A 22,929-nucleotide genomic window follows, 5' to 3' on the forward strand; every position below is an offset into this window, starting at 1 on the left:
CGGTCTGGGTCAAGACTTGGCAAAGGGGTCACCCCCCACCCCTGCCGTGGCCGTGGCCGCTCGCTGGAGCTGGTGTGCTGGAGCGAGCGGCCAGGCTGGTGTCGGCGCGGTGTCGATCAGGCGCTGAGCTTGATCTTCTGGATCGCAGCGGCGTGGGGGAACGCGAAGGTGACTCGCATGATGGCGCGAGCTGCGACGCGATCGCTGGTGAAGTAGACGCTCTTGTCGATCTCCAGCACTGCGCCTTCACGGATGACGACGAAGGCGCGAGACTTCGGGATTCCCCAGACAGTGCCAGCGGTGACGGCCGGGGAGACCAGGAGCGGGATGCCGAGGATGAGGCGTCGCGTGGGCTGGGTCGGGTCCGTGCCGAGAAGCGGGCGGTTGCTGTCAGCTTCGTCCTTCAGCTTGGCGAGCGCGAGCGCATCAGCAGGGTTCGCGACCCACGTGTTGACGGTTGCTCCCACGGTCTCGGCCTGGGAGATGGCCTCGGCGAAGGGGTCGAGGTCGGCCCACGCGGTGGGTGCGGTAACGGTGCCGACGCCGACCAGGTCCTCCAGTCCCTTGGGCTGGTTGAGGTTGGCTCCCTGCTTGCCGAAGAATGCCCCGTCCACGCGGTTGACGATGGAGCGGGCGAGGCCGTCTCCGACAATCTGGGTGGCGGCGGGGCTGGAGTCGTTGGCGAGCTCCCGGGTGACGACGCTCAATCCTGCGACCTTGGCGGGGATGGCAACGATCTCGTCGGGGATGGCGTCGGAGGGGTCGATCTCGGCGCCTTCGGCGGTCCACGCGGCGCTGGGGTCGTCGCTGATGACAGGGAAGTGGAGCTCGTGGGAGGCCGTGGTGACGACGGTGGAAGCCTGGGCGGCTGCCGAGTCGCGCGTGACGGGCTGGACGATGAGCTGGGCGTAGTCCTCGGGGAGGAGGCCGCCGATTCCTTTGGTGTTGGTGAGCATGGTCATGGTGTTCGTTCCTGATTCCCGGCGGCGCAAATGGAAGGGCGACCGCCGACGTTGTTCGCAAGGTTTCAACATCGACGGTCGCCTCGACCATCAAGTCCTCCACAGGAGGTTCATTCCCGCCGGGTCCGGTCACCAACCGGTATCCCAACAGTTCAATGATACCCGATGGGGGTATGGGGTGTCAGCCTCGGAGGGCGTCCTGCCACGACACATGCCGGGTCTGAGGGCCTGTCTTGACACCGCCTCCGGCAGATCCCTTGAAGCGGCGCGTGGGGGCCAACCCAAGGGTCTTGGTCGCGTCTCGCGCATCGGCCTGGAGCTGCTCGGCGTCGATCTGGCCGTCCTCGAAGTAGTCCCCCACCTTGTGGTCGGTGAGCCACAGGGACGCGGGCTGGTCGAGGATGTCGGCGAGCATCCCCTCAGCGATGGTGCGCTGGAGGTTGGTGACTGTCTCGGTGAGCTTGTCGCGCTCGGCCTCGGCTTCTCGCAGGCGGCGGCGGTAGCGGATCTCGCGGGCGGAACCGCCCTTGTGCTCCTCGTCGTTCTCGTCCTCGGTGAGGACCTTGTCCTGCTCGTCTTCGGTGGCCGTCTCCTCCTGCTGGGCTTCCTCGGTCGAGGTGTCCTCGGTGGTGGTGTCCTGCTCGTCCTGGTGTTCGGTGTCGCTCATGGTGGTCTCCTGCTCGTTCGTGTCGGTGGTGTTCTGTTCCTGCGTGCTCATTGGATGTACTCCTCGGGGTAGTTGCTGGTGATCCAGTAGGTTCGGTTTCGCTTTCCGCCACAGTGAGTGGTTCTCCACGCGGGGAGGTCGTCCTCGCCTGGGCCCCACACGTGACGGTGTTCCTTGTGGCAGTAGGGGCACCTGACGTGGACGACGCACACGTCGGGGTTGTCGGTGGGTGCGGTCTTGAAGGGGACCACCTCTGCTTCCCGCTTCATGCCAGGTCCTCATCTGTCCAGAAGGCCACGGGTGTCCCGTCCTCGGCGTGGACCACCTCGGCGGGGTGGGTCTTGGACTGCATCCACGCGGGGTTGCCGTCCACGTCCTCCCAGACGGTGACCTCGGTGATCTGCTGGCGCTCGGCGTCGAAGAGGATGTCGTTCATGCTGTTGCTCCTTCCTGTCGTCGGGTGAGGTCCACGACCTGGTCGGCGTGGACGGTGACGTGTGTGGTGATCCGGTCGATGCTCGGCCCGGTGATCTCGACCTGGTAGCTGAACCCGCCGGGGACGGCCTCCGACGCCGCGAGCTCCACCCCGAGGCGCTGCCCCGTGGGATCGGTGGGGTCCGCGATCCGCCCTCGGGCGTCGAGGTGGCACACCACGCGGTCGGGGACGACGAGATCCATGTCAGCGGGGAACTCCCCCACTGGAGCGATGAACGTCACGGTCAGGTCCGTGTGTGGGACGGGGACACCCCCCGCCGCGTACCCGTGGGCGAACGTGCCCGTGACCTTGCCTGTTCTCATGCTGCCGTTCCTTCCTGGTCGCGTGCTGCTGCCTGTCGTTGCTGTTGTGTCATCCCGCCGTAGAGGCCGGTCTCGTCCACCCACCGCAGCCCGTAGGCCCGGCAGAGGTCGAGGGCCGGGCACCGCTGGCAGGCGGGGGCGGCCAGGGCCTGCACCCTGGGGTCCTCGGAGATCGCCCGGTCGTCGTCACCGCAGGGGAGGACGTCGGCCTCGGCCAGCACCTGGTTGAGCCGGTCGAGGTCGTCGCGCTGGGCCTCGGAGAGGCGGGCTGGTGGGGTCCCCATGTCAGGCCACCTCCGGGATCTCGATGGTGGGCTGTCCGGCGAGACGCCATGCCGAGTACTTCGCGGGGTTGAGGATCACGGGCTTGTCGCCCTTCTCCGGCATCACGCACTGTCCCCACCGAGGGTCTGTCCACTCTTCTGGAGTGGGGGGAGGTTCGACTTCTAACTTCCCCCCAAGAACCTCCCCCCTATAGGGGAGGATGGGGGAGGTTTCTAAGGTCCCCCCGGGGGATGTTGGGGGATGTTGGGGGAGGTTCGCGGTGATGAAGTACGCGAGGCCCCCGCCCCGGCCCTCACGCTTCCGGGACTCCACGGCCCCGTCGGCCACGAGCGCCTTCAACGCGGCGGTGAGGTCACTCTTCCGACCGCCCATCTTCTCCACGTCGTTCTTCGATGCGCCCGGATTGTCCGTGATGAACTGGAGGACCTCGGGGGCCTTGTCCACCGCGCGTCGCTCAGCACTGGCCTGGGCGCGGCCACCGCTGCCCGTGAGGGTGAGGCGGCGCGTCCCGGGGTCGAAGTAGAGCTCGTCCTCGGGCATGTCCACGTCACGGCCGACGGCACGCATGTACCTGGGCCCGTCCTCGACCTCCCCGCGCGTCAGGGTGACGATTGTGTCCGCCCAGTCCTCCAGGGCCGAGGAACCACGGGAGCGTTCCCCGTTCCACCCCGCGTGAGCCGTGAGGATGACGTCTCGGGCCCCGACGTCGCTGCGCGCCCACCGGTCGAGCCCCAGGAGCCACTTCCCGACCTCCCCAGCGTCATTCTGCGACGCCCCGTCGTAGGCCCGCCCGAACGGGTCCACGATGACGGTCTCCACGTCATGGGCACGCAGGTACTCGGCCAGGGCGGCTCCGTCCTCGGGGTCAGACAGGGGGTTGCGGCCCCCGCGCAGGTTGGCCACCACGAGCCGGTCACCCGGGATCCCGACCTCACGGGCCCACGTCGCGTAGGTGCGGCTGGACACCTCGAAGTTCAGCGCCGCGACGTTGCCGACCACCGGGATCACGTCGAGAGTGCCGAGGAACTTCTTCCCGAGGATCAGGGAGCGCGCCAAGTTCAGCGCCCACGTGGACTTGCCCGTCTTGCGCTGGGCGACCAGGAGGGTGCCCGCATCACTGGGGATGAGGCCCTCCACGCGGTAGGGCGCTTCTGGGGGCCGCTGGAGTACCTCGGCGAGCATGGCCACGTCGAGGTCGTGACCGAGGCGCTCTTCACGTCCGATGATGCGCCGCGCGTCCCGGCGTGCCCGCTGCCGGGCGATCTCCTCTGCAAGGAACAGTTCATAGCGCTCCTGGGAGGTCAGGGAGTCGTCAATCTCGTTCATCGCCGCGCACCTCCCCGCAGAGGAGTCGCCGGGCTCCTGCCCTCAGTTGCGGCGCCGTGAATCTCCGCGACAAGTTCCCGCCACCCACACCCCGCGAACCATCTCTTCTCCCTCAGGTGCCGCGTCCAGTCCTCGACCTCGGCCACGGTCCGCACACGGTCCGTCTCGATGTTGTAGGCACCCACCGGCTCGTCAGCGTCCCCGCGTAGGCACCGCGTGTGGGACACCTGCCAGCGTGCGTGAGGCACCGACGTGTCAGCGGTCGCGGCCCAAGCGTCCGCACGGTCCATCCAGATGTAGCCGTCGCCGCCACGAATGACATGCCCGCACCGTTCGCACCGCCACGTCACGCGGTCGCCCCTGAGTGTCACGCGCGTACTCACGCTGCCCACCCCCCAACCTCGGTCGGGCTGGGCATGGCGGCGATGCGCTCCTCCTGGGCTCGTGCCAGGGCCGCACGCTCACGGTCACCTCGGAGGTCGCACAGGGCGCTCCAGGAGACCCCAGAGGCCGCCTCACGGGCGATACGCACCTGCTCACGCTGGGCCGCTGCCATGTCCGCCACCGCGTCGCTGTAGCCGCGCTGGTAGTCATCCGTGATGACGTGCACGACACGCACGTCCTCGAAGGCACTGGAGCGACCGACCTCGTAGGCGTAGGTCACCACGCGATTGATGAGACCCCGGTAGTCGGGACCGAGGACCGCGTGCAGCTGCTCGAACAGGCTGCTCATTCGGAGATCACCCCCACCACGTCGAGGCGGGCAAGGGCAACGACGGCGGCGTGGCCGCGATCCTGGGCGCGCTCGGCTGCACGCTGGGCACTGGGCAGGTTCAGGAACACGCGGCGACGCAGGCGGTCCTCGCCGACCTCGACCACAACGACGAAGGCGCCCTGGACGTACTGGGCGAGACGATCAGCGGCGGGTACACTGGAAGTGTTCGCCTGCCCGTGAACATCTCGGTCCGCCTCGGTCTCCCAGCCGGGGCGGATTTCATTTGCGCCGATCAAGCTGCGTCACCCCCGAGGGTGGCGAGCTCGCGCTCGGCGGCTTCGCCTTCCGCAACCACCTTGCGCGCACGGCGCGCCTTGGCGGACTTCAGGGCGAGGCGCTGGAAGTAGGCCTTACGGAGATGCTCGGCACGAATTGCTCGCTCGGCAGGGTCGAGGAGGCCTTCCGGGTCCACCTCGCGCTCGAACTTCGCCATGAGGGCTGCGCGCGCGGGTGCGGTACGGGCGGAACGATCCGGTGTGTGGGCCCATGATTCGTGAGCTGCAATGCTCGCTGTGAGACTACGAGTGTCTGATGACATGGCAGACTGACCTCTCGGTCTAGTCTGCGGCGCCCGTCTCGCAGTCCTTCCGGGAACCCCCGGGGCCTATGCGCTTGACACTACACCCGCTACGGTGTGCTGTCATCCATCGACAATGCTCCCGCGTGTCACGGGCCCGAGAGGGACAATCCTTGACCCAGCTGGGCCCGGGGTGGGTTCGCCGACGATCTCGAACGTCTCAGTCGAATCACCTACCGCCCATGGCCGTCCTGCGTTCGGTCCCGCCCGCATGATCAACGCACCACCGACGGATACCTCAGCGGCGGCATATGCCGACGGGATAATGGCCCACCCACGACGACAGTCCGGGCACACTGCAACTGCGCTTGGCCAGAACCCCGTTATCTCATGCCCACGATCAACCGGAGCTGCCCAAGCAGGAAGTGTCCGCCCCTTCATCCGGTACCGAGAAATGAGGTACCAGGTTCCAATCACCCCATCATCGTCGGGACCGACAAAGAACCTTGCAAGCCGTCGCCCCCTCCCGGGCTTGCAAATGCAGGTGATGGCGGAGCCTCGAAGCTCCCGAAAGGTCCCTGCCTTCACACCGGCGAGGATCTCCTGTGCATTCTCCTCGGCTTGCCCGAGATCGACACGTTGATCCGTCACAGGTCCCCCAGGTTCAAGTTCCGAGCCTCGGCCACGGCGCGTTCTGATGCGCGGGCCCTGGTGTATCGCTGCAGCATGGACGGCTCCGACCATCCGGCGACGGCCATGAGTCCCTGCTCCGATCCCCCGGCCGCCAGCCACCGGTTCGCTGCCGTGTGGCGCAGGAGGTGCGGGTGGAAGCGTGGGATGCCAGCCGTCTGTGCCCGTCCACTGAGAGCCTTGTGCAGGGCGTCGTAGTGGAACTCCTTGCCCCGGTCCCCCAGCCACAGGGCGTCGGTGGACGCGAGGCGGTGTGTGCGGCGAAGGCGCAGGTAGCGCCCGATCGCCTGCCCCGTCTGGGCACCGAAGGGGACCACGCGCCCCTTCCCGCCCTTACCGCGTCGAACGATCGCGGTCCCGTGGGTCAGGTCGGTGTCGGAGAGTCGGATCTCCGCAGTCTCACCCGCGCGCAGTCCGGTCTCCAGCATGAGGCGGACCACGGCCTCGTCACGCTTGTCGCGCAGATCCTTCCCGCGGCACGCCTTCAAGAGCGCCTTGATCTCGGTCTCGGTCAAAGGCTCGATGATCTTCTGGTCGAGTTTCGGGGCACGCATCCCCACCAGTTCGTCGCGGTCCAGGACCTCCTCGGCGGTGAGCCATGCGGAGAAGCGACGCACGGCCAGTTGTCGGGCCGTTGCCGTGGCAGGCTCGCGCCCCTGGTCCAGGAGCCACGCGGTGAAGGCGGACACGGTGTGCTTGTCCAGGACGGCAGGCACGCCCTCGTCGGCGCAGTAGTCGAGGAAGGCGCGCACACCGGCCCGGTAGGACTTCACGGTCGCCGATGACTTGTGCTGGGCGCGGAGACTGACCTGCCAGAGGTCGAGCTCCGCCTCCAGGTCTACGGTTCCCCGGTCCTTGCTCACACCCGACACGATACCAAATATCTGGACCTGAAGCGCTGTGCCGTGGTAGCGTGTCCGATGTCAGGACCCGAAAGCGTTGAAATCATGGGCCTCCGAGTCCTGCACCGGACACGTTCTCAGTCCAGGTAGTCCCTCAGCACCTGTGAACGGGAGGGGTGGCGCAGCTTCGACATCGTCTTGGACTCGATCTGGCGGATGCGCTCACGCGTGACGCCGTAGACCTTGCCGATCTCGTCGAGGGTCTTGGGCTGACCGTCCCCCAGCCCGAATCGCATGGAGACGACCCCGGCCTCGCGCTCCGAGAGGGTGTCGAGCACCCGGTGGAGCTGCTCCTGGAGCAGGGTGAAGGAGACGGCGTCGGCGGGAACGATCGCCTCGGAGTCCTCGATGAGGTCACCGAACTCGGAGTCCCCGTCCTCGCCGAGGGGGGTGTGCAGGGAGATGGGCTCGCGCCCGTACTTCTGGACCTCCACGACCTTCTCCGCGGTCATGTCGAGTTCCTTGGCGAGCTCCTCGGGCGTGGGCTCACGCCCGAGGTCCTGGAGCATCTGGCGCTGGACGCGGGCCAGCTTGTTGATGACCTCGACCATGTGGACGGGGATGCGGATGGTGCGCGCCTGGTCCGCCATGGCGCGGGTGATGGCCTGCCGGATCCACCACGTGGCGTAGGTGGAGAACTTGTAGCCCTTGGTGTAGTCGAACTTCTCCACCGCGCGGATCAGGCCGAGGTTCCCCTCCTGGATGAGGTCGAGGAACTGCATGCCGCGCCCCGTGTAGCGCTTGGCCAGGGAGACGACCAGTCGGAGGTTCGCCTCCAGCAGGTGGTTCTTCGCGTTCTGGCCGTCCTGGGCGATGAAGTGCAGCTCACGGCGCTGCTTCGAGGTCATGGAGTCGGCCTCGTTCTTGAGCTTGTACTCGGCGTACAGCCCGGCCTCGATGCGCCGCGCCAGGTCGACCTCCTGCTCGGCGTTCAGCAGGGAGACCTTGCCGATCTGCTTGAGGTAGTCCTTGACGGGGTCGGCGGTCGCGCCCGCGACGGTCACCTGCTGGACCGGCTCGTCGGTGTCATCGGAGTCGGAGACGACGAACCCGCCCTTCGCCTTGACGGTCACGGGGGTGACCTTGGCACGTGGGCCCTTGGCGTCCTCCGGGGCGTCGTCCTCGGAGTCCTCGGAGTCCTCGGACGGGTCCTCGGCGGTGTCCTCGCCGGTGGACTCCGTGGTGTGGAGGTCGTCGGAGTCGTCCTCGACGACATCGACGTCGAGGTCCTCGACGGTCTCCTCGACCTCCGGGTCCGCCTTGTGGCCCTTCTTCGAGGTGGTGGGAGCTGAGGCCTTCTTGGCGGTGGACTTCCTGGAGGTGGACCTCTTCGCCGGGGCCTTCCTGGCGGTGGACTTCCTGCTCGCCGGGGCCTTCTTCGCACCCGATGCGGATGTCGTCCCCTCAGTGGACTGCGCAGCCGAGGCCGCATCGGCCTTCTCCGTGGCGGAGGTCTTCTTCGTGGCAGCGGTCTTCTTCGTGGAGTTGCCCTTCCTCGGTGCAGTGGTCTTCTTCGCGGCGGCGGTCCGCTTGCGGGTCTTCGCGGTGTCGGGTGCCTGTGCCCCGGTGTTCGCCTCCTCCGGGGAAGCGGTCGGGGTGGTCGTGGCAGTGCGGGACGAGGCAGCGCGGGATGCAGTCACACGTATCCCTTTCTCAGGTGTTCCGGGGGGTGGCGTCGGAGGACTGGTTGCAATTATAATCCGCGGCCCCCGGAACTTCTCCCAGAGCTTGCGCGCCGGCGCTCACACCTCGGGACGGTACGTGGTCGTGATCACCGGACAGGGAGCGTCCAGGAGGATCCGGGAGGCGTTCGGGCCGACCGTCGTGTGCGCGGAGCCACCGGGGCGCAGGCCCAGGACCACCGCCTGGGCGCCGACGGCCTCCACGGCATCGAGCACGGCGTCGGCCACGTCCTGCCCGGGCTCGGTGTGACGGATCTCGAAGGGGACGTCCGCCTGGCCGAGGTGGGACCAGAGCCTGTCCTCCGCGTCCCCGACGGTGCGCGGGTCCTCCTCGTCGTCCCTCCTCGCCAGGACGACCACCAGGCGCGACCTGCTCTCGTGCGCCACCCTGAGGGCCTCCTGGAGGGCGACCTCCGACTCGCGGTTGCCGTGGTAGCTGAGAACGATGGCCATGCTTCCTCCGAGATCCGGGATTCCCACCATGATAGGAGTGCGCGGCGCCCCCGTTGCCGCAGCGACGCCACCCGGACGGCCCCGGTGCGGTCGACTACCCTGACGCCATGACCTCCACCGCCGGGCAGACCCGACCCGACCGTGCAGCGATCGCCCACCGCATCGACCTGGCGACCCGCGCGGCCCTGCACAGGACCCTGGACGAGCTCGGACCCTCCCCCCTCCTGGAGCCGCTGGTGGAAGCGGCTTTCACCACCATCGAGGGAGGCAAACGACTGAGGGGCTCCTTCGCCCTCATCGGCGCCGCCATCGCCGACGGCCGGGATCCGGGCGAGGACGACCTCGACGCACTGGCCGCTGCCCTGGAGCTCTACCAGGCTTCCGCCCTCGCCCATGACGACCTCGTCGACCATTCCGACACGCGCCGTGGACGGCCCACCCCCCACGTCGCCCTCGCCTCCTCCCACCGGGCCTCGGGCTGGCGGGGTTCGGCGCAGGACTACGGAGCCGCTGCAGCCATCCTCCTGGGAGACCTCCTCCTCTCCGCGGCCGACCACACCGTCGCCGGCGCCGCACGCGAGCTCCCCCCCGGACGGGGCAGCGAGGTGCTCACACGCTTCACGCTCATGCACGCAGAGGTGGCCCTGGGGCAGTACCTGGACGTCCGCGCGGAACAGGTCCCCCTGGACGCCGACGACGACGAGGCCGTCCCACTGGGGGCGGCACTCGAGGTCGTGCGTCGCAAGTCTGCCCGCTACAGCGTGGTCCACCCCCTGGCCCTGGGTGTCATCGCCGGGGGCGGGGACCCGACCCTGGTCGCGACCGTCGAGCGGGTCGCGGGCCCCTGGGGCACGGCCTTCCAGCTGCGCGACGACGACCTGGGGGTCTTCGGTGACCTCTCGGCCACGGGGAAACCGACGGGGAGCGACCTGCTGGAGGGCAAGCGCACCCCCCTGCTCGCCCTCACCTGGGCGCGGGCCCCCCGCGCCGCACGCGTCGAACTCGCCGCGGGTCTGGGCCACACCGACACCAGCCCCCAGCTCCTGTCACGCATGGTGGGGATCGTCGAGGAGTACGGTCGGGGGCCCCACGAGGAGCTCATCGACGAGCTCGTCTCCCGGGGTGCACGGGAGCTGGCGGACTCGGGACTGGACGCACGCGTGAGCGCACTCCTCGCGGACCTGGGTGACCTGCTCACGCGCCGCGAGGCCTGAGGAGCCCGAGGGGCGGACTCAGAAGGCGAGCGTCCCGGCAATCGTGTTGACGAGGTGGTGGCGTCCCGCCAGGAGTGCCTCCATCGGCGTGCCGCCGAGTTCCTCGCGCACGGTGTAGAGCCAGGAGACGGCCTCGTCCTCGGAGAAGCCGCCGTCGGAGAGCAGGGTGAGGGTGCCGGGCAGGTTCCACAGCGGTTCCCACCCGTTCTCGCCCCGGGTGATGATCTCGGCGGGCACTGCCCGCGACCCGTCGGGGGCCGTGACCAGGAAGAGCTGACGGTCACGCACGAGCTGCTTGATGCGGCGCGGCTCGATGCCCAGCAGGCGTGCGGCCTCGTCGATCGTGAGGAGGGAAGTCGGTGAATCCATGCCCACCAGCCTACGACGTCGGGCGGGCCACCCGCGGGCCACGGGTGGCGGCGTGCCCTCCGCCGGGGCCCCACGACGTGTCACGTAGAATCCGAGACGTGAGCACACCCGGTCCGAGCGCCCCCACCAGCCCGGACTCCTCCGTGCCCACGGACGGGTCCACGGCTGCTCCCCCCGCTCCGCCGACGTCGACCGGACCCACCGGGGCCACCACCCTCACCGACCCGCTCATCGGGCTCCTCGTCGACGGGCGCTACCGGATCCTCTCCCGCCTGGCCCGGGGCGGGATGGCCACCGTCTACGTCGCCGAGGACGAACGCCTCGACCGGCCCGTCGCCCTGAAGGTCATGCACCCCCACCTCGCGGAGTCCACGGACTTCGTCTCCCGCTTCCGGCGCGAGGCACGCGCCGCCGCGCGCATCGTCCACCCCGGTGTGGTCTCCGTGTTCGACCAGGGGGTCGTGCACGGCCAGGGGTTCCTCGTGATGGAACTCATCGAGGGACCCAACCTGCGCACCCTCCTGCGCTCCCAGGGTGCCTTCACCGTCGCCCAGGCGCTGCGCTACACGCAGGAGGTCCTCGAGGCCCTCCAGGCCGCCCACCGCGCCGGAGTCATCCACCGCGACATCAAACCGGAGAACGTGCTGGTCCCGGCCGAGGGGCCGGTCCGCGTCACCGACTTCGGCCTGGCGCGCGCAGCTTCCGAGGTCTCCATGTCGACCACGGGGTCGATGCTGGGCACGGTCGCCTACATGGCCCCGGAGATCGCCACGACGGGCACCACCGACGCCCGCACCGACATCTACTCCGTGGGCATCATGCTCGACGAGATGCTCACCGGGCGGGTCCCCTGGGACGGGGAGAGCCCCATCCGCATGGCGTACTCACATGTCCACGACGACATCCCGCTCCCCTCCCGTGACGAACCCTGGATCCCACGTGAGGTGGACGACCTCGTGGCCGCACTCGCCGCCCGTGATCCCGATGAGCGTCCCGCGGACACGCGCGAGGCACTCGAACTGGTGGCCCGCACCCGAGCCTCCCTGCCCGCGGAGATCGCCCACCGCCGGGCGGCGGTCGTCCCCACCGTGGGCTCGCCCGCCTCGACGTCCACGATGACGGCAGCGATCACCCCGGGCACGGCCACCTCCCCCCTTCCGGGACACGTCTCGGGTCCGGTGCCCACGGCGTCGACCTCGCAGGTCGTGGTCCACGCCTCGGGATCGGTCCCCGCCGCCCCGGCGAGGGGCCACCGTTCCGGGGTACGCACCCTCCTCGTCCTGCTGGTGGTCCTCCTCCTCGCCGGAGGGGGTGGGGGCTGGTGGTGGTGGGCGCAGTACGGTCCCGGTTCCTACGTCGAGATGCCCGTGGTGGCCGGACGCAACGCCGCCGCCGCGACATCGGACCTGCAGGCGGTCGGGCTCGCCTCGACGACCACCGAGGAGTTCTCCGACACCGTCGCCTCCGGGGTCGTCATCGACTCCGACCCCGTCGGGGGCCAGGCCGTCCACAAGGACGTCGAGGTGAAGCTGGTCGTCTCCAAGGGTGTCGACATGCGGACCGTGCCCGACGTCGTGGGTGATGCGGAGGCCGATGCCCGCACGGCGCTGTCGGACGTGGGCCTGTCCGTGGGGACCGTCTCCCAGGAGTACTCCGAGGAGGTCCAGGAGGGGCTGGTCATCTCCCAGTCGGAGGACCCGGGCACGAGCCTGCCCCACGACACCGCGGTGGACCTGACCGTCTCCCGGGGACGTGAACCGATCGCCGTCCCCGACCTCACGGGGAAGTCCGGGGACGAGGCCGCCCAGGCCCTGGACGGGCTCGGCCTGGTGTCCCAGCCCTCCGAGGCGTTCTCCGACACCGTGGAGAAGGGGGTCGTCATCTCCCAGACCACGGCTGCCGGATCCACCCTGCACCGCGGGGACCCCGTCGACTACGTCGTCTCGAAGGGTCCCGAGATGGTGGAGGTCCCCGAAGTGATCGGCAAGCAGCTCGACGAGGCCCGGCGGGCACTGGAGGACCAGGGGTTCCAGGTCTCGGTGGAACGCATCCTCGGCGGGTACTTCGGCACCGTCCGCCAGACCGACCCCGCCGGTGGCACCTCGGTGCCCAAGGGCTCCACGGTGACGGTCACCGTCATCTGAGTCGGGGTCCCACCCGGTCTGCGACCGCTCCCCGGCACACCGGAACTGCGGCGCGCGCACCACACCCCGTCGCCGCACGGGCGCCCCCGACCTCGACCACCTGTGGGTCCGGGAGCGCCCGGCGGGCGGGCCGCGTCAACGCAGCAGTTCGGCGACCTGGAAGGCCATCTCGAGGGACTGCTGGTGGTTGAGCCTCGGGTCCACCAAGGTCTCGTAGCGTTCCTCCAACGAGGACTCGTCCAACTGCTCGGACCCGCCGATCACCTCGGTGACGTCGTCGCCGGTGAGTTCCACGTGGATCCCCCCGGGAACGGTCCCGACCTGGTCGTGGGCCTCGAAGAAGCCCCTGACCTCGTCCATGACCGTCTCGAAGGACCGGGTCTTGTACCCCGTCGAGGAGGTGATCGTGTTGCCGTGCATGGGGTCGGTCGTCCACGTGACAGGACGCCCGTCCGCCTTGACCGCCTCCAGCAGCGGGGGCAGCAGCTCACGGATGCGCCCCGCCCCCATGCGGGTGATGAAGGTCAGACGGCCCGGCTCCCCCTCCGGGTTCAACCGGTCCATGAGGGCGACGACGTCCTGGGGCGAGCTCCCCGGACCGAGCTTCACCCCGATCGGGTTGCGCACCCGGCTGAGCAGCTCGATGTGCGCACCGTCGAGGTCGCGCGTGCGCTCGCCCACCCACAGGAAGTGCCCCGAGGTGTCGTAGGGGTCGCCCGTGCGCGAGTCGATGCGGGTCATCGCGGACTCGTACTCCAGGAGCAGGGCCTCGTGGGAGCTGTAGAGGTCGACCTCGCGCAGGGAGTCGAAGTCCGCCCCGGCGGCCTCCATGAACTTCACCGCACGGTGGATCTCCTCCGCCAGGGACTCGTAGCGGGAGTAGGCGGGGTTCTGGGTGAAGCCGCGGTTCCAGTGGTGGACCAGGCGCAGGTCGGCGTACCCGCCCTTCGTGAACGCCCGGATGAGGTTCAGCGACGCGGCGGCGTGCTGGTAGGTCTCCATCAGGCGGTGCGGGTCCGGGGTGCGCGCCTCGGCGGTGAACTCGTGGGAGTTCACGGCGTCCCCCCGGTAGGAGGGCAGCACGACCTCCCCGCGCGTCTCCATGTCGGAGGAACGCGGCTTGGCGTACTGGCCCGCGATCCGTCCGATCTTGACGACGGGCAGGGAGGCACCGTAGGTCAGCACGACCGCCATCTGCAGCAGCGTCTGGATCTTGAGGCGCAGGTGGTCCGCGGTGGACTCCACGAAGGTCTCCGCGCAGTCACCGCCCGTGAGGACGAAGGCCTCGCCGCGACCCGCAGCAGCCAGGTCCGCACGCAGGTCGTCGACCTCGCCCGCGAAGACCAGGGGCGGGCGGGAGCGCAGGTCGGCGGTCACCGCCCGCACCTCGGCCTCGTCGGGGTACGTCGGCTGCTGGAGGGCCGGGTGTGAGCGCCACGTGTCCCACGGGGCCGTCTCGGGCGCCACGGTCTCCCACAGCTCGGGCATCTCCTGGCGCAGGGGCGGTTGTCCACCCCCGCCGGTCGCGCCCCTCCAGGGCAGCCGGGCGCTCACCGGTGCGCGGGCACGACGGGCTGGTTGATGCCCGTCATGAGGTCCAGGAACCACTGCTGGGAGATGTCGAAGGCCTTGCCGCCCGCGATGCGCGGGAAGGCAATGGCGCTGAGCCGGTCGCCGTTCTCCTCGTCGTGGCCGATCACGCCGGACTCACCCTTGAGGGCGCACTCGACGGCCAGGTCGGTCATCGACTTGATGAGACGGAGGTCGTCGGCGTTGGCGTGCCAGGCGCGGGAGAAGTACCCGGACTTCTGGACCATGACCTTCTCCGCACCGATGCGCTCCGCGAACTGCTTGGCGAACCACTGTCCGGGGTTGATGGTGTCGAGCTTCACGTGGCCGAAGGGGTCGCGCTCGACCTCCTCGCCGCGTGCCTCCTTCTCCGCGATGATCTCGGGCACGCCCGCGCCCTCGGAGAGGAAGATGTTGACGTTGCCGATCTCGTCCATGACCCCGCGCAGACGTGCGGCCTCGCCCTCGATGTCGATGGCGAGCTCGGGCAGGAAGACGGCGTGGACGTCCCAGCGCTCGGGGGTCAGTCCGATGGAGGGCGCCCACTCCTGCTTGCCGACCCACTCGTGGTAGTCGGCCGCGGACTGCGCGGTCAGGTACCCGCAGTTGCGTCCCATGACCTCGTGGACGATGAGCATGCGCGGGTTGGAGCGGTGCTCCCCGATGACGTGCTGGGCGAAGACGGAGGCCTCCTCCGCCGCGGTCCAGGCACCGAGGGACTGGCGGATCGGGATGATGTCGTTGTCGATGGTCTTGGGCAGGCCGACGACGGTGAGGTGGTAGTCGTGCTCCTCCAGGTAGGCGGCCAGGTCGGCGGCGGTGGTGTTCGTGTCGTCCCCGCCGATGGTGTGCAGGACGTCGACACCGTCGCGCCGCAGCTGCTCGGCCGCGACCTCCAGGGGGTTCTCCCCCTCCTTGACGAGTCCGCGCTCCACGAGGTTCTTGGCGTTGGTCAGCTTGACGCGCGAGTTGCCGATGGGCGAGCCGCCGAAGCGGTGGAGGATGGCGGCGTCACGGCGGGCCTGGTCGTCGACGACCACGTAGTTCCCGGTGAGCAGGCCGTGGTAGCCGTACTGGTAGGCGATGATCTCGACGTCCGGGTCGATCTCGGTGTAGCGCTCGATGAGACCACCCACGGCGGAGGAGAGGCAGGGGGCGAAACCACCGGCGGTGAGCAGGGCGACACGACGGACCGACATGGAGGGGCACCTTTCACGGGAGTACGACGGGCGAGGAACACCCGCAATTGACCGTGGCCAGTCTAGCGGCAGTCGCAGGGGGGACGAGGGCGACGTCAGTCCTGCGGACGGTCCGTGTCCGCCGCGGCCTCCTCCGGCGCAGCGCCCTCCCCGGGGGCCTCGTCCGCCGCGGCGTCCCGGTCCGGTTCCTCCGGGGGTCCGGGCACCTCGACCTCGGGGGCGACGCGCCCACCCGGGGCGGGGCGTCCGTTGGTGGGGACGGGCCCCTCGAAGGTGCCCTCCTCCGCCATCTTCGCCTTGACATCGGCGGCGTAGAGGTCCACGTACTCCTGGCCCGACAGGAGCATGAGGTTGTACATGATCTCGTCGGTGATGGCGCGCAGGACGTAGCGGTCCTTGGACAGCCCCCGGTAACGGGAGAAGTCCAGGGGCTTGCCGATGACCATGCCGATGTTGGTGCGCGAGGGCACCTTCTGCCCGATCGGTTGCGCCGCGTGTGTGCCGATCATGGCCACGGGGAGCACGGGGGCTCCCGAGAGGAGTGCGAGGCGCGCCACGCCGGTCTTGCCCCGGTAGAGGCGACCGTCGGGGCTGCGCGTGCCCTCGGGGTAGATCCCGAAGAGCTCACCGCGTGCCAGCCGGTCGAGGCCCGCCTTCAGCGCCGCCTCGGAGGCGCGACCCCCCGAGCGGTCCACGGGAATGGTGCCGACGGCCCGCATGAACTCCTTGGTGGCCCAGCCCTTGACACCGGTCCCGGTGAAGTAGTCGGCCTTGCCCATGAAGACGACCTCACGGTCGAGCATCATGGGCAGGAACACCGAGTCCCACACCGCATTGTGGTTCGAGGCCAGGATCGCGGGCCCCTCGGTGGGCACGTTCTCCTTGCCGCGGATCCACGGCTTGTAGGCGGTGCGCAGCACCGGACCGCCAGTGGCCTTCAGAGCCTGGTAGAAACCCACGGATCCTCCTGATGACTCCCCCGGGTACGGACGAACTAGGATCCACCCTATGACGTCCGGGACCGCTTCGACGCCACATGGCGCGGCCGGTCCCGTCGTACCCGGGTGGGAGGGCGCGTGAACGCGCCCCCTCCGGGTCAGCGTCCCGCCGTCGCCTCACGTGAGGTCGCCACGCGCCTCACCGAGGCCGTCCCCATCGGTGTCCAGGTGGGTCTGGACCAGTTGGGCACGCCCCTGGAGGACGTGGAGTGGGTGGTCGTGGACCTGGAGACCACCGGTATCGGCGCATCGGCCTCCATCACGGAGATCGGTGCGGTGAGGGTGCGCGGCGGGGACGTGGTGGACGAGTTCCAGACCCTGGTGGACCCCGGGGAACCCATCTCCCCCCGCATCACCGCACTCACCGGGATCACGACCTCGATGCTCCGGGGCCAACCCACCATCGACCGTGCCTACGCCGACTTCGCGAGGTGGGCGGGTCTGGAGGATGCCTCCGGGTTCGCGCTGCCCACTCCCTCCTGCGTGCTGGTCGCCCACAACGCCCCCTTCGACGTCGGCTTCCTGAGACGCGCCGCTCGCAGCACCGGTCACGACTGGCCCGCCCCACGCGTGGTCGACACCCTGGCCCTGGCCCGCATCGCGCTGCCGCGGCCCCTGGTGCGCAACCACCGACTGGCCACCCTCGCCGGGCACTTCTCCACCTCCGACCAGGACCGGCACCGTGCCCTGGGGGATGCACGCACCACGGTGGAGGTCCTGCGCGGACTCATCGACGTGCTGGCGCCCCTGGGGGTGCGCACCATCGAGGACGTCTCGACGGTGGGGGCACCCGTCCCCACCCGGCGTCGTCGCCGCGTCGCCCTCGCGGACGACCTGCCGCGTTCCCCGGGTGTCTACCGCTTCCTCGATGCTGCGGGGGCGCCCCTCTACGTGGGCTCCGCGACGAACCTGCGCTCCCGGGTGCGCTCGTACTTCACCGCCTCGGAGACCCGCGCCAAGGTGCGTCGGATGCTCGACGTGACCGCCGACGTGCAGGTCACCCCCACGTCCACCCTCCTGGATGCCCGCGTCGAGGAGCTGCGGGCCATCCGGACCCTGCACCCGATGTTCAACTCCGCCTCCACCCACCAGGACCGCACCATGTGGGTCGTGCGCCGGGGAGGGTCCGTGGACGTGGTACCGGTGGTGGGGGCTGACGACGCCCTGGACGCCCTGGGCCCCTTCCGGGGGTCCTCGCACGCCGGTCGTGCGCGCGACGCACTCCAGGCGACCTATGCGCACGATGGGGACGCACCACTGGCCGGGCCCTCCGCCCGCACGGACCCGCAGCGCGCATCGGAGCTGGGGGGCGCCCTGCGCGGCGAGCACTGCGGGGTCGTGGACTGCCTGCTGGGGCGCATGGCGAGTGCCTCCGAGGTGGAGGACTTCGAGGGGGCCACGAGGTGGCGGGGACTGCTCGCGGCCTACCTGTCGGGTCTGCAGCGGCGCGCGGACGTCGTGCCGATGGCTGCGGCGCGCCGGGTGGTCTGGGCGCAGCACCTGGACGACGGCGGCTGGACCCTCCACTGCTCCTCCTGGGGGAGGCTGGTGCGCACGGTCTCGACGCCTCCCCGGACCTCTCCCCTGCCGTGGGTGGAGTCCCTCCTCTCCGAGGAGCCCCTGCCCCGACCGCCCGTCTTCCTGGCCGGCACCACCTGGGAGGAGGTCCGTCTCCTCACGGACTCCGTCACGGAGGCGGGCACGCGCCTGGTGCACTGGGAGGGCGAGGTTCCCCTGGCGGCACCGGTGGACTCACCGCTGGCGCGCACACGCCTGCTGGCCAACCTGGACCTCGCCGGGCGTCGGGGGGCGTGAGGGGGACGGGATCGCGCACGTGCCTCGCATCCCCGGGCCCGGGACGTGGGATGATCGGTACAGGAAGTTCTCCGACGCGGGAAGGAAACCCATGCTCACCGCCATCGTCCTCATCAGTGCAGACGTCGACCGCATTCCCGAGGTCGCCCAGGCCATCGCAGACCTGGACGGCGTCAGCGAGGTCTACTCCGTCACCGGGGACATCGACCTCGTCGCCCTGGTCCGTGTACGCGAGTACGACGACCTGGCGACGGTCGTCTCCGACCGCCTCGGCAAGGTCGAGGGCGTGCGCTCCATGCGCACCCACATCGCCTTCCGCTCCTTCTCCAGCACGGACCTCGAGGAGGCATTCCACCTCGGTCTGGAGTGACGCGGGTCGTACCCCGTCGCGACCCTGCACCGGCACCGTGGACCGGGAGGGTGCCCGCCCGCAGGCGGACACCCTCCCGGAACCATCCACGCCGGTCCCCCGTCGGGGCGCCCGGGGCAGGGCTCCTCAGCGGTTGGTCTCCTCGATCCAGCGCTGCAGGACCTCTGCGGCCGACCCGGAGTCGATCGCCTCAGCTGCCCGCTCGATGCCCACCGCGAGCTGGGTGACCACGTCCGTGGCCAGGAGCCCGGGCTCCTGGGACAGCGCGTACGCGGCGATCCCCGCAGCCGTGTTCAGCAGGACCGCGTCACGCACGGGGCCGCCTGCACCCGCCAGGATGTCGCGCGCCACCTGCGCGTTCTCCGCGGCGCTGCCACCCTCGAGGTCGGTGACAGTCGCACGCTCGAAGCCGAATGCGTCCACGGCGTCGAACTCGCTGTACTCCACCACTCCCCCGGCGACCGACCAGACCTGACTGGGTTCGATGGTCGTGAGCTCGTCCAACCCGCGCTCCGCACCCCGGAACACCAGGGCCGAGGAGCCACGCTCGGCGAACACGCCCGCCATGAGGGGTGCGTTGGGGGCCTGGGCGACACCGACCGCGGAAGCTGCCGGACGGGCCGGGTTCGTCAGGGGTCCGAGCACGTTGAACACCGTGGGGAAGGGCAGTTGCCTGCGCACTCCCGCCGCGTAGCGCATGGAGGGGTGGAACGTCTTCGCGAACAGGAAGGTGATGCCGACCCGGTCGAAGACCTCCCCGACCCGCTCCGGGGGAAGGTCCAGGTTGAGGCCCAGGGCCTCGAGCACGTCCGCGGAGCCGGAGGCGGAGGCGGAGGCGCGGTTGCCGTGCTTGACCACGGGCACCCCGGCGCCGGCCAGCACGACGGCCGACATGGTGGAGATGTTCACCGTGCGCGCGCGGTCGCCGCCCGTGCCGACGATGTCGAGCGCGTCCTGGGGAACGTCCACCGGCTCCGCGTGGTCCTGCATGGCGGCCGCGAGTCCGTGGACCTCGGAGACGCTGGCCCCCTTGGAGGTGAGGGCGGTGAGGAAGGACGCGAGACGGACGTCCCCGAGCTCACCGGTCATCACCTGGTCCATGACGGCGTACGCCGTGTCGTGGTCCAGGTCCCGGCCGCCCAGGACGTCCCCCATGACCTCTGCCCAGGTGCTGGTCACAGCTCCCCCTCGAGCACGGCGGCGAGGGTCTCCTGGAGGACGATGGGATCCAGGGGATCGGGGATGGTGGCGGTCGCTCCCGCCCAGGACGCCAACCAGTCGTCCTGCTGGCGCGCGGTGAGGATGATCACCGGGGGGACGTCGTCGAAGGTCTCCGAGATCTCCTTCGCCAAGGACATCCCACCCTCCTTGGTGGCCTCCCCGTCGAGCACCAGGGCTGCGAAGTGCCCGGTGCGCATGAGCTCCAGGGCGCCCGCGGGAGTGGCCGCCTGGGACCACTCGACCTTGGGCGAATCCTTGCCAGGACGCAGTCCCACGCCGTCCATGACGGCTCTGCGGGTGTCGATGTCATCGCTGTACAGCAGGACGCCAACGGTCTGGTCGCTCACGTGTACTCCTCCGGGAAATGGGGCGCGCGCGTGGCGCCCACGGGTCAACGGGGCCATTCTATGCGCCGGTGGGCGGGTCCCCCGAGGAGGACCCGCCCACCGGACCTGCGCGAGGAGCCGATCAGCCCTCGGCGCTGGTGTCGTGCAGGACACCGACGATGTCGACCACCATGACGGTGGCCTTCGTCTCCGCGTCGGTGGCACCCGACTGGGAGGCGTCCGCTGTCGGACCGTAGACGATCAGGACCCGGCTACCCACCGTCTTGCCGACCATCTCCGTGACACCCGGGGAGAGCATCTGGGCGTTGTCCGGCCAGGTCCCCGACGTCTCGGAGTCCTCACCGAAGTAGCCACCCACGGCGTGGTAGACGACGTAGTCGCTGTCCGTGATCTCCTCACCGGAGCCGGTGGCCAGGGTCGTCTCGGAGTCCTCGGGCTGGGTGGTGCCGGAGAAGGTGAGCGTCGGCTCGGAGCCGAGGTCGCCCTCGACACTGATGCCACTGGGCAGCTCGTCGTCGGTGGGCGTCGCGTCCTCGAGGGCCGAGGTGTCACTCGGGTCCACCGAGTCGATGATGTCGACGACGAAGACCAGGGTGGCATTGGCGGGGATCGTTGCCTCCTCCCCGCTCTGGGCGTCACCCGACCCGGTCTCGCCGTACCCCCACTCGGAGGGGATGACCAGCTGGACGCGGTCGCCGACGTGCTGCTCCGCCAGGCCGTACTTCCAGCCCTCGATGACCTGGTTGAGCCCGAACGCGGCCGGGGACCCGTTCGTGAACGAGGAGTCGAAGACCTTGCCGTTCCAGAGGGCGCCGGCGTAGTTGACGAGCAGGAAGTCGTCGGAGGAGATCTCCTCGCCGTCGCCTTCGGAGAGGGTCCTGGCGGATATCTGGGTGGGCTCGGTGCCGGAACCGGCGGAGATCGTCGGCTCCTCACCGAAGTCACCCGTCACATCGGGGAAGTTGGCGTCCCCGGAACGGTCGACCGTGGGGGCCGCCTCGCCGGACTGGGAGGAGCCCGACTCCGCGCCGGACTCGCCGGACTGGGAGTCGGAGGAACAGGCCGCGAGGCCGAGCGAGAGCGCGAGGGCCGCGCACACGGCGAGGCCCTTCCTGAGGGGGTTCGTCATCGGCTCAGTGGAACGATTCGCCGCAGGCGCAGCTGTTCTGCGCGTTGGGGTTGTCGATCGTGAATCCCTGACGCTCGATGGAGTCGGCGAAGTCGATGGTGGCGCCGGCCAGGTAGGGGACGCTCATGCGGTCCACGACCACCTCGACACCGTCGAAGTCACGCACCGCGTCCCCGTCCAGGACCCGGTCGTCGAAGTAGAGCTGGTAGATCAGGCCGGAGCAGCCGCCGGGCTGCACGGCGATGCGCAGGCGGAGGTCGTCACGTCCCTCCTGCTCGAGCAGGCTCTTGACCTTCGCGGCCGCGACCTCGGTCAGCAGGACCTCGTGGGTCGGCAGCTCGGTGGTGGTGTCGGACATGGTGCTCCTCGATCTGTGTGTCCTCGTTGTCGCCCGTCAGCCTACGTCCGCGACCTTGCCACCGCCATGGGTGTTTCCTGGGAGTTCGCCCACGGCGCAGCGTGGGACGCCAGCGCACATCGCCCCGGGGACCGCGGTCCGGGGCCCTCAGCGGTGCACCCCGAGCCAGGTCCGCGCGATCCGGGCGCCGGCCCGTCGCAACTCATCCTCCCCGGCGCCCGCAGTGATCACACCGTGGAGGCCCCACTGGGCGGCCTCGTGTGCGGACAGGCTCGACTCCCGTCCCACCGCCACGACGGGCAGTGCGTGCAGGGCCGCGGAGGCGGTCACGGAGTCGAGCAGGGCGTCGGCCAGGTGTGGGGAATGCAACATCGGCTCCAGCACCACGACCAGGTCGCACGCGGCGCAGCGCGCGTCCAGGTCCCACGTCCGGGCCAGCAGCGTGCCCGTCGGCACGATCCTCCCGCCCAGTGCCGCGACCACGGCCGCCGCCCCACCCGCAGCCCCCGAGCCCGGCAGCCGGGAGGGGTCCCGGTGTGCAGGCGCGTCCGCGAGGGCCAGTGCAGGGCGTGGTGTGCCCACGCCGGCGAAGAAGCGGGCGAGGGCGGCGGTGTGGGCGCGGTCCTGCCGGTTGCGTGGGCCGAGGTCGATCCCCGTGGCCACCACCGAGGACAGTCCCAGGAGGGGGCGTGCCGTGGAGGCTGCTGCGATGAGGTCACGTCCGCCGAGCACCCCGCGGGCCGCCTCCAGGGCGACCCGGGCCGAGTCGGCCAGGGTCGCGTCGCGCGCCACCTCCAGGCCCGAGAGCTCCTCGAGGAACCCCAGGCCCGCGTCCACGTCGATGTTGTGCCCGCCCTCGACGACCGGGGTCAGCCCCGCACCCCACGCTGCCAGCACCTCGCGTCCCGCACGGTGGGTGGTCTCCTCCTCCACCCCCACCACGACGGGTGCGAGGGAGTGGGTGGGGGCGGCCAGGAGGGACTCCTCGAAGTCCTCCCCGGGCCCGAAGGGCACGGTGTCCACGTGGGTCCCGGGGCAGGCGTCGACCAGGCCCTCTCCCACCAGGGCAAGGGCCCGGCCCGCGCTCCCCGGTCCCGGTCGCTCCCAGTGGCCGGCGACGAGGACGCGTGCGACCACCC

General features: G+C 70.0%; 26 protein-coding genes. 4 read left to right on the plus strand and 22 right to left on the minus strand.

Annotation, left to right across the window (positions count from 1 at the left end):
• Nucleotides 1–116: 116 nt before the first annotated feature.
• From BQ9890_RS04625 to BQ9890_RS04685, 13 genes are all read right to left on the minus strand, one after another.
• The gene (locus BQ9890_RS04625; protein ID WP_075889719.1) at nt 117–1,034 is read right to left on the minus strand and encodes a phage major capsid protein; all 918 of its coding nucleotides are present in this window, start codon (nt 1,032–1,034) and stop codon (nt 117–119) included.
• 109 nt (nt 1,035–1,143) lie between these two features.
• Nucleotides 1,144–1,680, minus strand: a complete 537-nt coding sequence (locus BQ9890_RS04630; RefSeq protein WP_075889721.1) for a hypothetical protein — start codon at nt 1,678–1,680, stop codon at nt 1,144–1,146.
• Nucleotides 1,677–1,898 (minus strand): hypothetical protein, encoded by a 222-nt coding sequence (locus BQ9890_RS04635; RefSeq protein ID WP_075889723.1) that lies wholly within the window; start codon nt 1,896–1,898, stop codon nt 1,677–1,679. The genes BQ9890_RS04630 and BQ9890_RS04635 overlap by 4 nt, the downstream gene beginning before the upstream one ends.
• Entirely contained in the window at nt 1,895–2,065 is a 171-nt protein-coding gene (locus tag BQ9890_RS15615; RefSeq protein ID WP_154671899.1) for a hypothetical protein, read from the minus strand. The genes BQ9890_RS04635 and BQ9890_RS15615 overlap by 4 nt, the downstream gene beginning before the upstream one ends.
• On the minus strand, nt 2,062–2,427 hold the full coding sequence (locus BQ9890_RS04640) for a hypothetical protein (protein WP_075889725.1): 366 nt from the start codon (nt 2,425–2,427) through the stop codon (nt 2,062–2,064). Before BQ9890_RS04640 ends, BQ9890_RS15615 begins: the two co-directional genes overlap by 4 nt.
• Nucleotides 2,424–2,711 carry a WhiB family transcriptional regulator gene (locus BQ9890_RS04645; RefSeq protein ID WP_075889727.1) on the minus strand — a complete coding sequence of 96 codons (288 nt, stop codon included), beginning with the start codon at nt 2,709–2,711 and terminating at the stop codon, nt 2,424–2,426. Before BQ9890_RS04645 ends, BQ9890_RS04640 begins: the two co-directional genes overlap by 4 nt.
• A gap of 1 nt (nt 2,712) precedes the next feature.
• Complete coding sequence (locus tag BQ9890_RS04650; protein ID WP_075889729.1) at nt 2,713–4,038, minus strand: AAA family ATPase; 1,326 nt, start codon at nt 4,036–4,038, stop codon at nt 2,713–2,715.
• A 379-nt stretch (nt 4,039–4,417) separates the two neighbouring features.
• Nucleotides 4,418–4,771 (minus strand): hypothetical protein, encoded by a 354-nt coding sequence (locus BQ9890_RS04660; RefSeq protein ID WP_075889733.1) that lies wholly within the window; start codon nt 4,769–4,771, stop codon nt 4,418–4,420.
• Nucleotides 4,768–5,049 (minus strand): hypothetical protein, encoded by a 282-nt coding sequence (locus BQ9890_RS04665; protein WP_075889736.1) that lies wholly within the window; start codon nt 5,047–5,049, stop codon nt 4,768–4,770. Before BQ9890_RS04665 ends, BQ9890_RS04660 begins: the two co-directional genes overlap by 4 nt.
• Nucleotides 5,046–5,246 (minus strand): hypothetical protein, encoded by a 201-nt coding sequence (locus BQ9890_RS04670; protein WP_230297820.1) that lies wholly within the window; start codon nt 5,244–5,246, stop codon nt 5,046–5,048. The genes BQ9890_RS04665 and BQ9890_RS04670 overlap by 4 nt, the downstream gene beginning before the upstream one ends.
• A gap of 731 nt (nt 5,247–5,977) precedes the next feature.
• Complete coding sequence (locus tag BQ9890_RS04675) at nt 5,978–6,883, minus strand: tyrosine-type recombinase/integrase (protein ID WP_075889740.1); 906 nt, start codon at nt 6,881–6,883, stop codon at nt 5,978–5,980.
• A 116-nt stretch (nt 6,884–6,999) separates the two neighbouring features.
• Nucleotides 7,000–8,562, minus strand: a complete 1,563-nt coding sequence (locus BQ9890_RS04680) for an RNA polymerase sigma factor (RefSeq protein ID WP_075889742.1) — start codon at nt 8,560–8,562, stop codon at nt 7,000–7,002.
• A 102-nt stretch (nt 8,563–8,664) separates the two neighbouring features.
• Nucleotides 8,665–9,057 carry a universal stress protein gene (locus tag BQ9890_RS04685; RefSeq protein ID WP_075889744.1) on the minus strand — a complete coding sequence of 131 codons (393 nt, stop codon included), beginning with the start codon at nt 9,055–9,057 and terminating at the stop codon, nt 8,665–8,667.
• Nucleotides 9,058–9,164: 107 nt separating this feature from the next.
• Between BQ9890_RS04685 and BQ9890_RS04690 the strand changes: the two genes are divergently transcribed.
• Nucleotides 9,165–10,271: a polyprenyl synthetase family protein gene (locus tag BQ9890_RS04690; RefSeq protein WP_075892733.1), complete on the plus strand. Its 1,107-nt coding sequence runs from the start codon at nt 9,165–9,167 to the stop codon at nt 10,269–10,271.
• 18 nt (nt 10,272–10,289) lie between these two features.
• Here BQ9890_RS04690 and BQ9890_RS04695 read toward each other — a convergent pair whose 3' ends face one another.
• The gene (locus BQ9890_RS04695; protein ID WP_075889746.1) at nt 10,290–10,640 is read right to left on the minus strand and encodes an Rv2175c family DNA-binding protein; all 351 of its coding nucleotides are present in this window, start codon (nt 10,638–10,640) and stop codon (nt 10,290–10,292) included.
• A 98-nt stretch (nt 10,641–10,738) separates the two neighbouring features.
• Here BQ9890_RS04695 and pknB point away from each other — a divergent pair, with 98 nt between their 5' ends.
• Nucleotides 10,739–12,784, plus strand: coding sequence for a Stk1 family PASTA domain-containing Ser/Thr kinase (pknB, locus tag BQ9890_RS04700; RefSeq protein ID WP_407638871.1), 2,046 nt, complete (start codon nt 10,739–10,741; stop codon nt 12,782–12,784).
• 135 nt (nt 12,785–12,919) lie between these two features.
• On the opposite strand, the gene BQ9890_RS04705 is transcribed toward pknB, so the two are convergent.
• The 3 genes from BQ9890_RS04705 to BQ9890_RS04715 form a co-directional block, all read right to left on the minus strand.
• Nucleotides 12,920–14,272 (minus strand): class II 3-deoxy-7-phosphoheptulonate synthase, encoded by a 1,353-nt coding sequence (locus BQ9890_RS04705; protein WP_075889748.1) that lies wholly within the window; start codon nt 14,270–14,272, stop codon nt 12,920–12,922.
• Nucleotides 14,273–14,334: 62 nt separating this feature from the next.
• A complete protein-coding gene (locus BQ9890_RS04710; protein WP_075889750.1) occupies nt 14,335–15,552 on the minus strand; it encodes a pyrophosphate--fructose-6-phosphate 1-phosphotransferase in 1,218 nt (405 codons plus the stop codon).
• A gap of 95 nt (nt 15,553–15,647) precedes the next feature.
• The gene (locus BQ9890_RS04715; RefSeq protein ID WP_075889752.1) at nt 15,648–16,511 is read right to left on the minus strand and encodes a lysophospholipid acyltransferase family protein; all 864 of its coding nucleotides are present in this window, start codon (nt 16,509–16,511) and stop codon (nt 15,648–15,650) included.
• Between the two features lie 117 nt (nt 16,512–16,628).
• Between BQ9890_RS04715 and BQ9890_RS04720 the strand changes: the two genes are divergently transcribed.
• Together BQ9890_RS04720 and BQ9890_RS04725 are read left to right on the plus strand one after the other, a co-directional pair.
• Nucleotides 16,629–18,365 (plus strand): exonuclease domain-containing protein, encoded by a 1,737-nt coding sequence (locus tag BQ9890_RS04720; protein WP_075889754.1) that lies wholly within the window; start codon nt 16,629–16,631, stop codon nt 18,363–18,365.
• Between the two features lie 91 nt (nt 18,366–18,456).
• Nucleotides 18,457–18,735 carry an Lrp/AsnC family transcriptional regulator gene (locus BQ9890_RS04725; protein WP_075889756.1) on the plus strand — a complete coding sequence of 93 codons (279 nt, stop codon included), beginning with the start codon at nt 18,457–18,459 and terminating at the stop codon, nt 18,733–18,735.
• 126 nt (nt 18,736–18,861) lie between these two features.
• Here the strand turns inward: BQ9890_RS04725 and trpD are convergent, their stop codons facing one another.
• From trpD to BQ9890_RS04750, 5 genes are all read right to left on the minus strand, one after another.
• The gene (trpD, locus tag BQ9890_RS04730) at nt 18,862–19,914 is read right to left on the minus strand and encodes an anthranilate phosphoribosyltransferase (RefSeq protein WP_407638872.1); all 1,053 of its coding nucleotides are present in this window, start codon (nt 19,912–19,914) and stop codon (nt 18,862–18,864) included.
• Nucleotides 19,911–20,303 (minus strand): DNA-binding transcriptional response regulator, encoded by a 393-nt coding sequence (locus BQ9890_RS04735; RefSeq protein WP_075889758.1) that lies wholly within the window; start codon nt 20,301–20,303, stop codon nt 19,911–19,913. Before BQ9890_RS04735 ends, trpD begins: the two co-directional genes overlap by 4 nt.
• A 121-nt stretch (nt 20,304–20,424) precedes the next feature.
• Complete coding sequence (locus BQ9890_RS04740; RefSeq protein WP_075889760.1) at nt 20,425–21,432, minus strand: FKBP-type peptidyl-prolyl cis-trans isomerase; 1,008 nt, start codon at nt 21,430–21,432, stop codon at nt 20,425–20,427.
• A 4-nt stretch (nt 21,433–21,436) separates the two neighbouring features.
• Nucleotides 21,437–21,790, minus strand: a complete 354-nt coding sequence (erpA, locus tag BQ9890_RS04745; RefSeq protein ID WP_075889762.1) for an iron-sulfur cluster insertion protein ErpA — start codon at nt 21,788–21,790, stop codon at nt 21,437–21,439.
• A gap of 147 nt (nt 21,791–21,937) precedes the next feature.
• Nucleotides 21,938–22,927, minus strand: a complete 990-nt coding sequence (locus BQ9890_RS04750) for a glycerate kinase (protein ID WP_075889764.1) — start codon at nt 22,925–22,927, stop codon at nt 21,938–21,940.
• Between the last annotated feature and the right edge of the window lie 2 nt (nt 22,928–22,929).

Source organism: Actinomyces provencensis, assembly GCF_900155435.1.
In the GTDB taxonomy this organism is placed as follows: Bacteria; Actinomycetota; Actinomycetes; order Actinomycetales; family Actinomycetaceae; genus Pauljensenia; species Pauljensenia provencensis.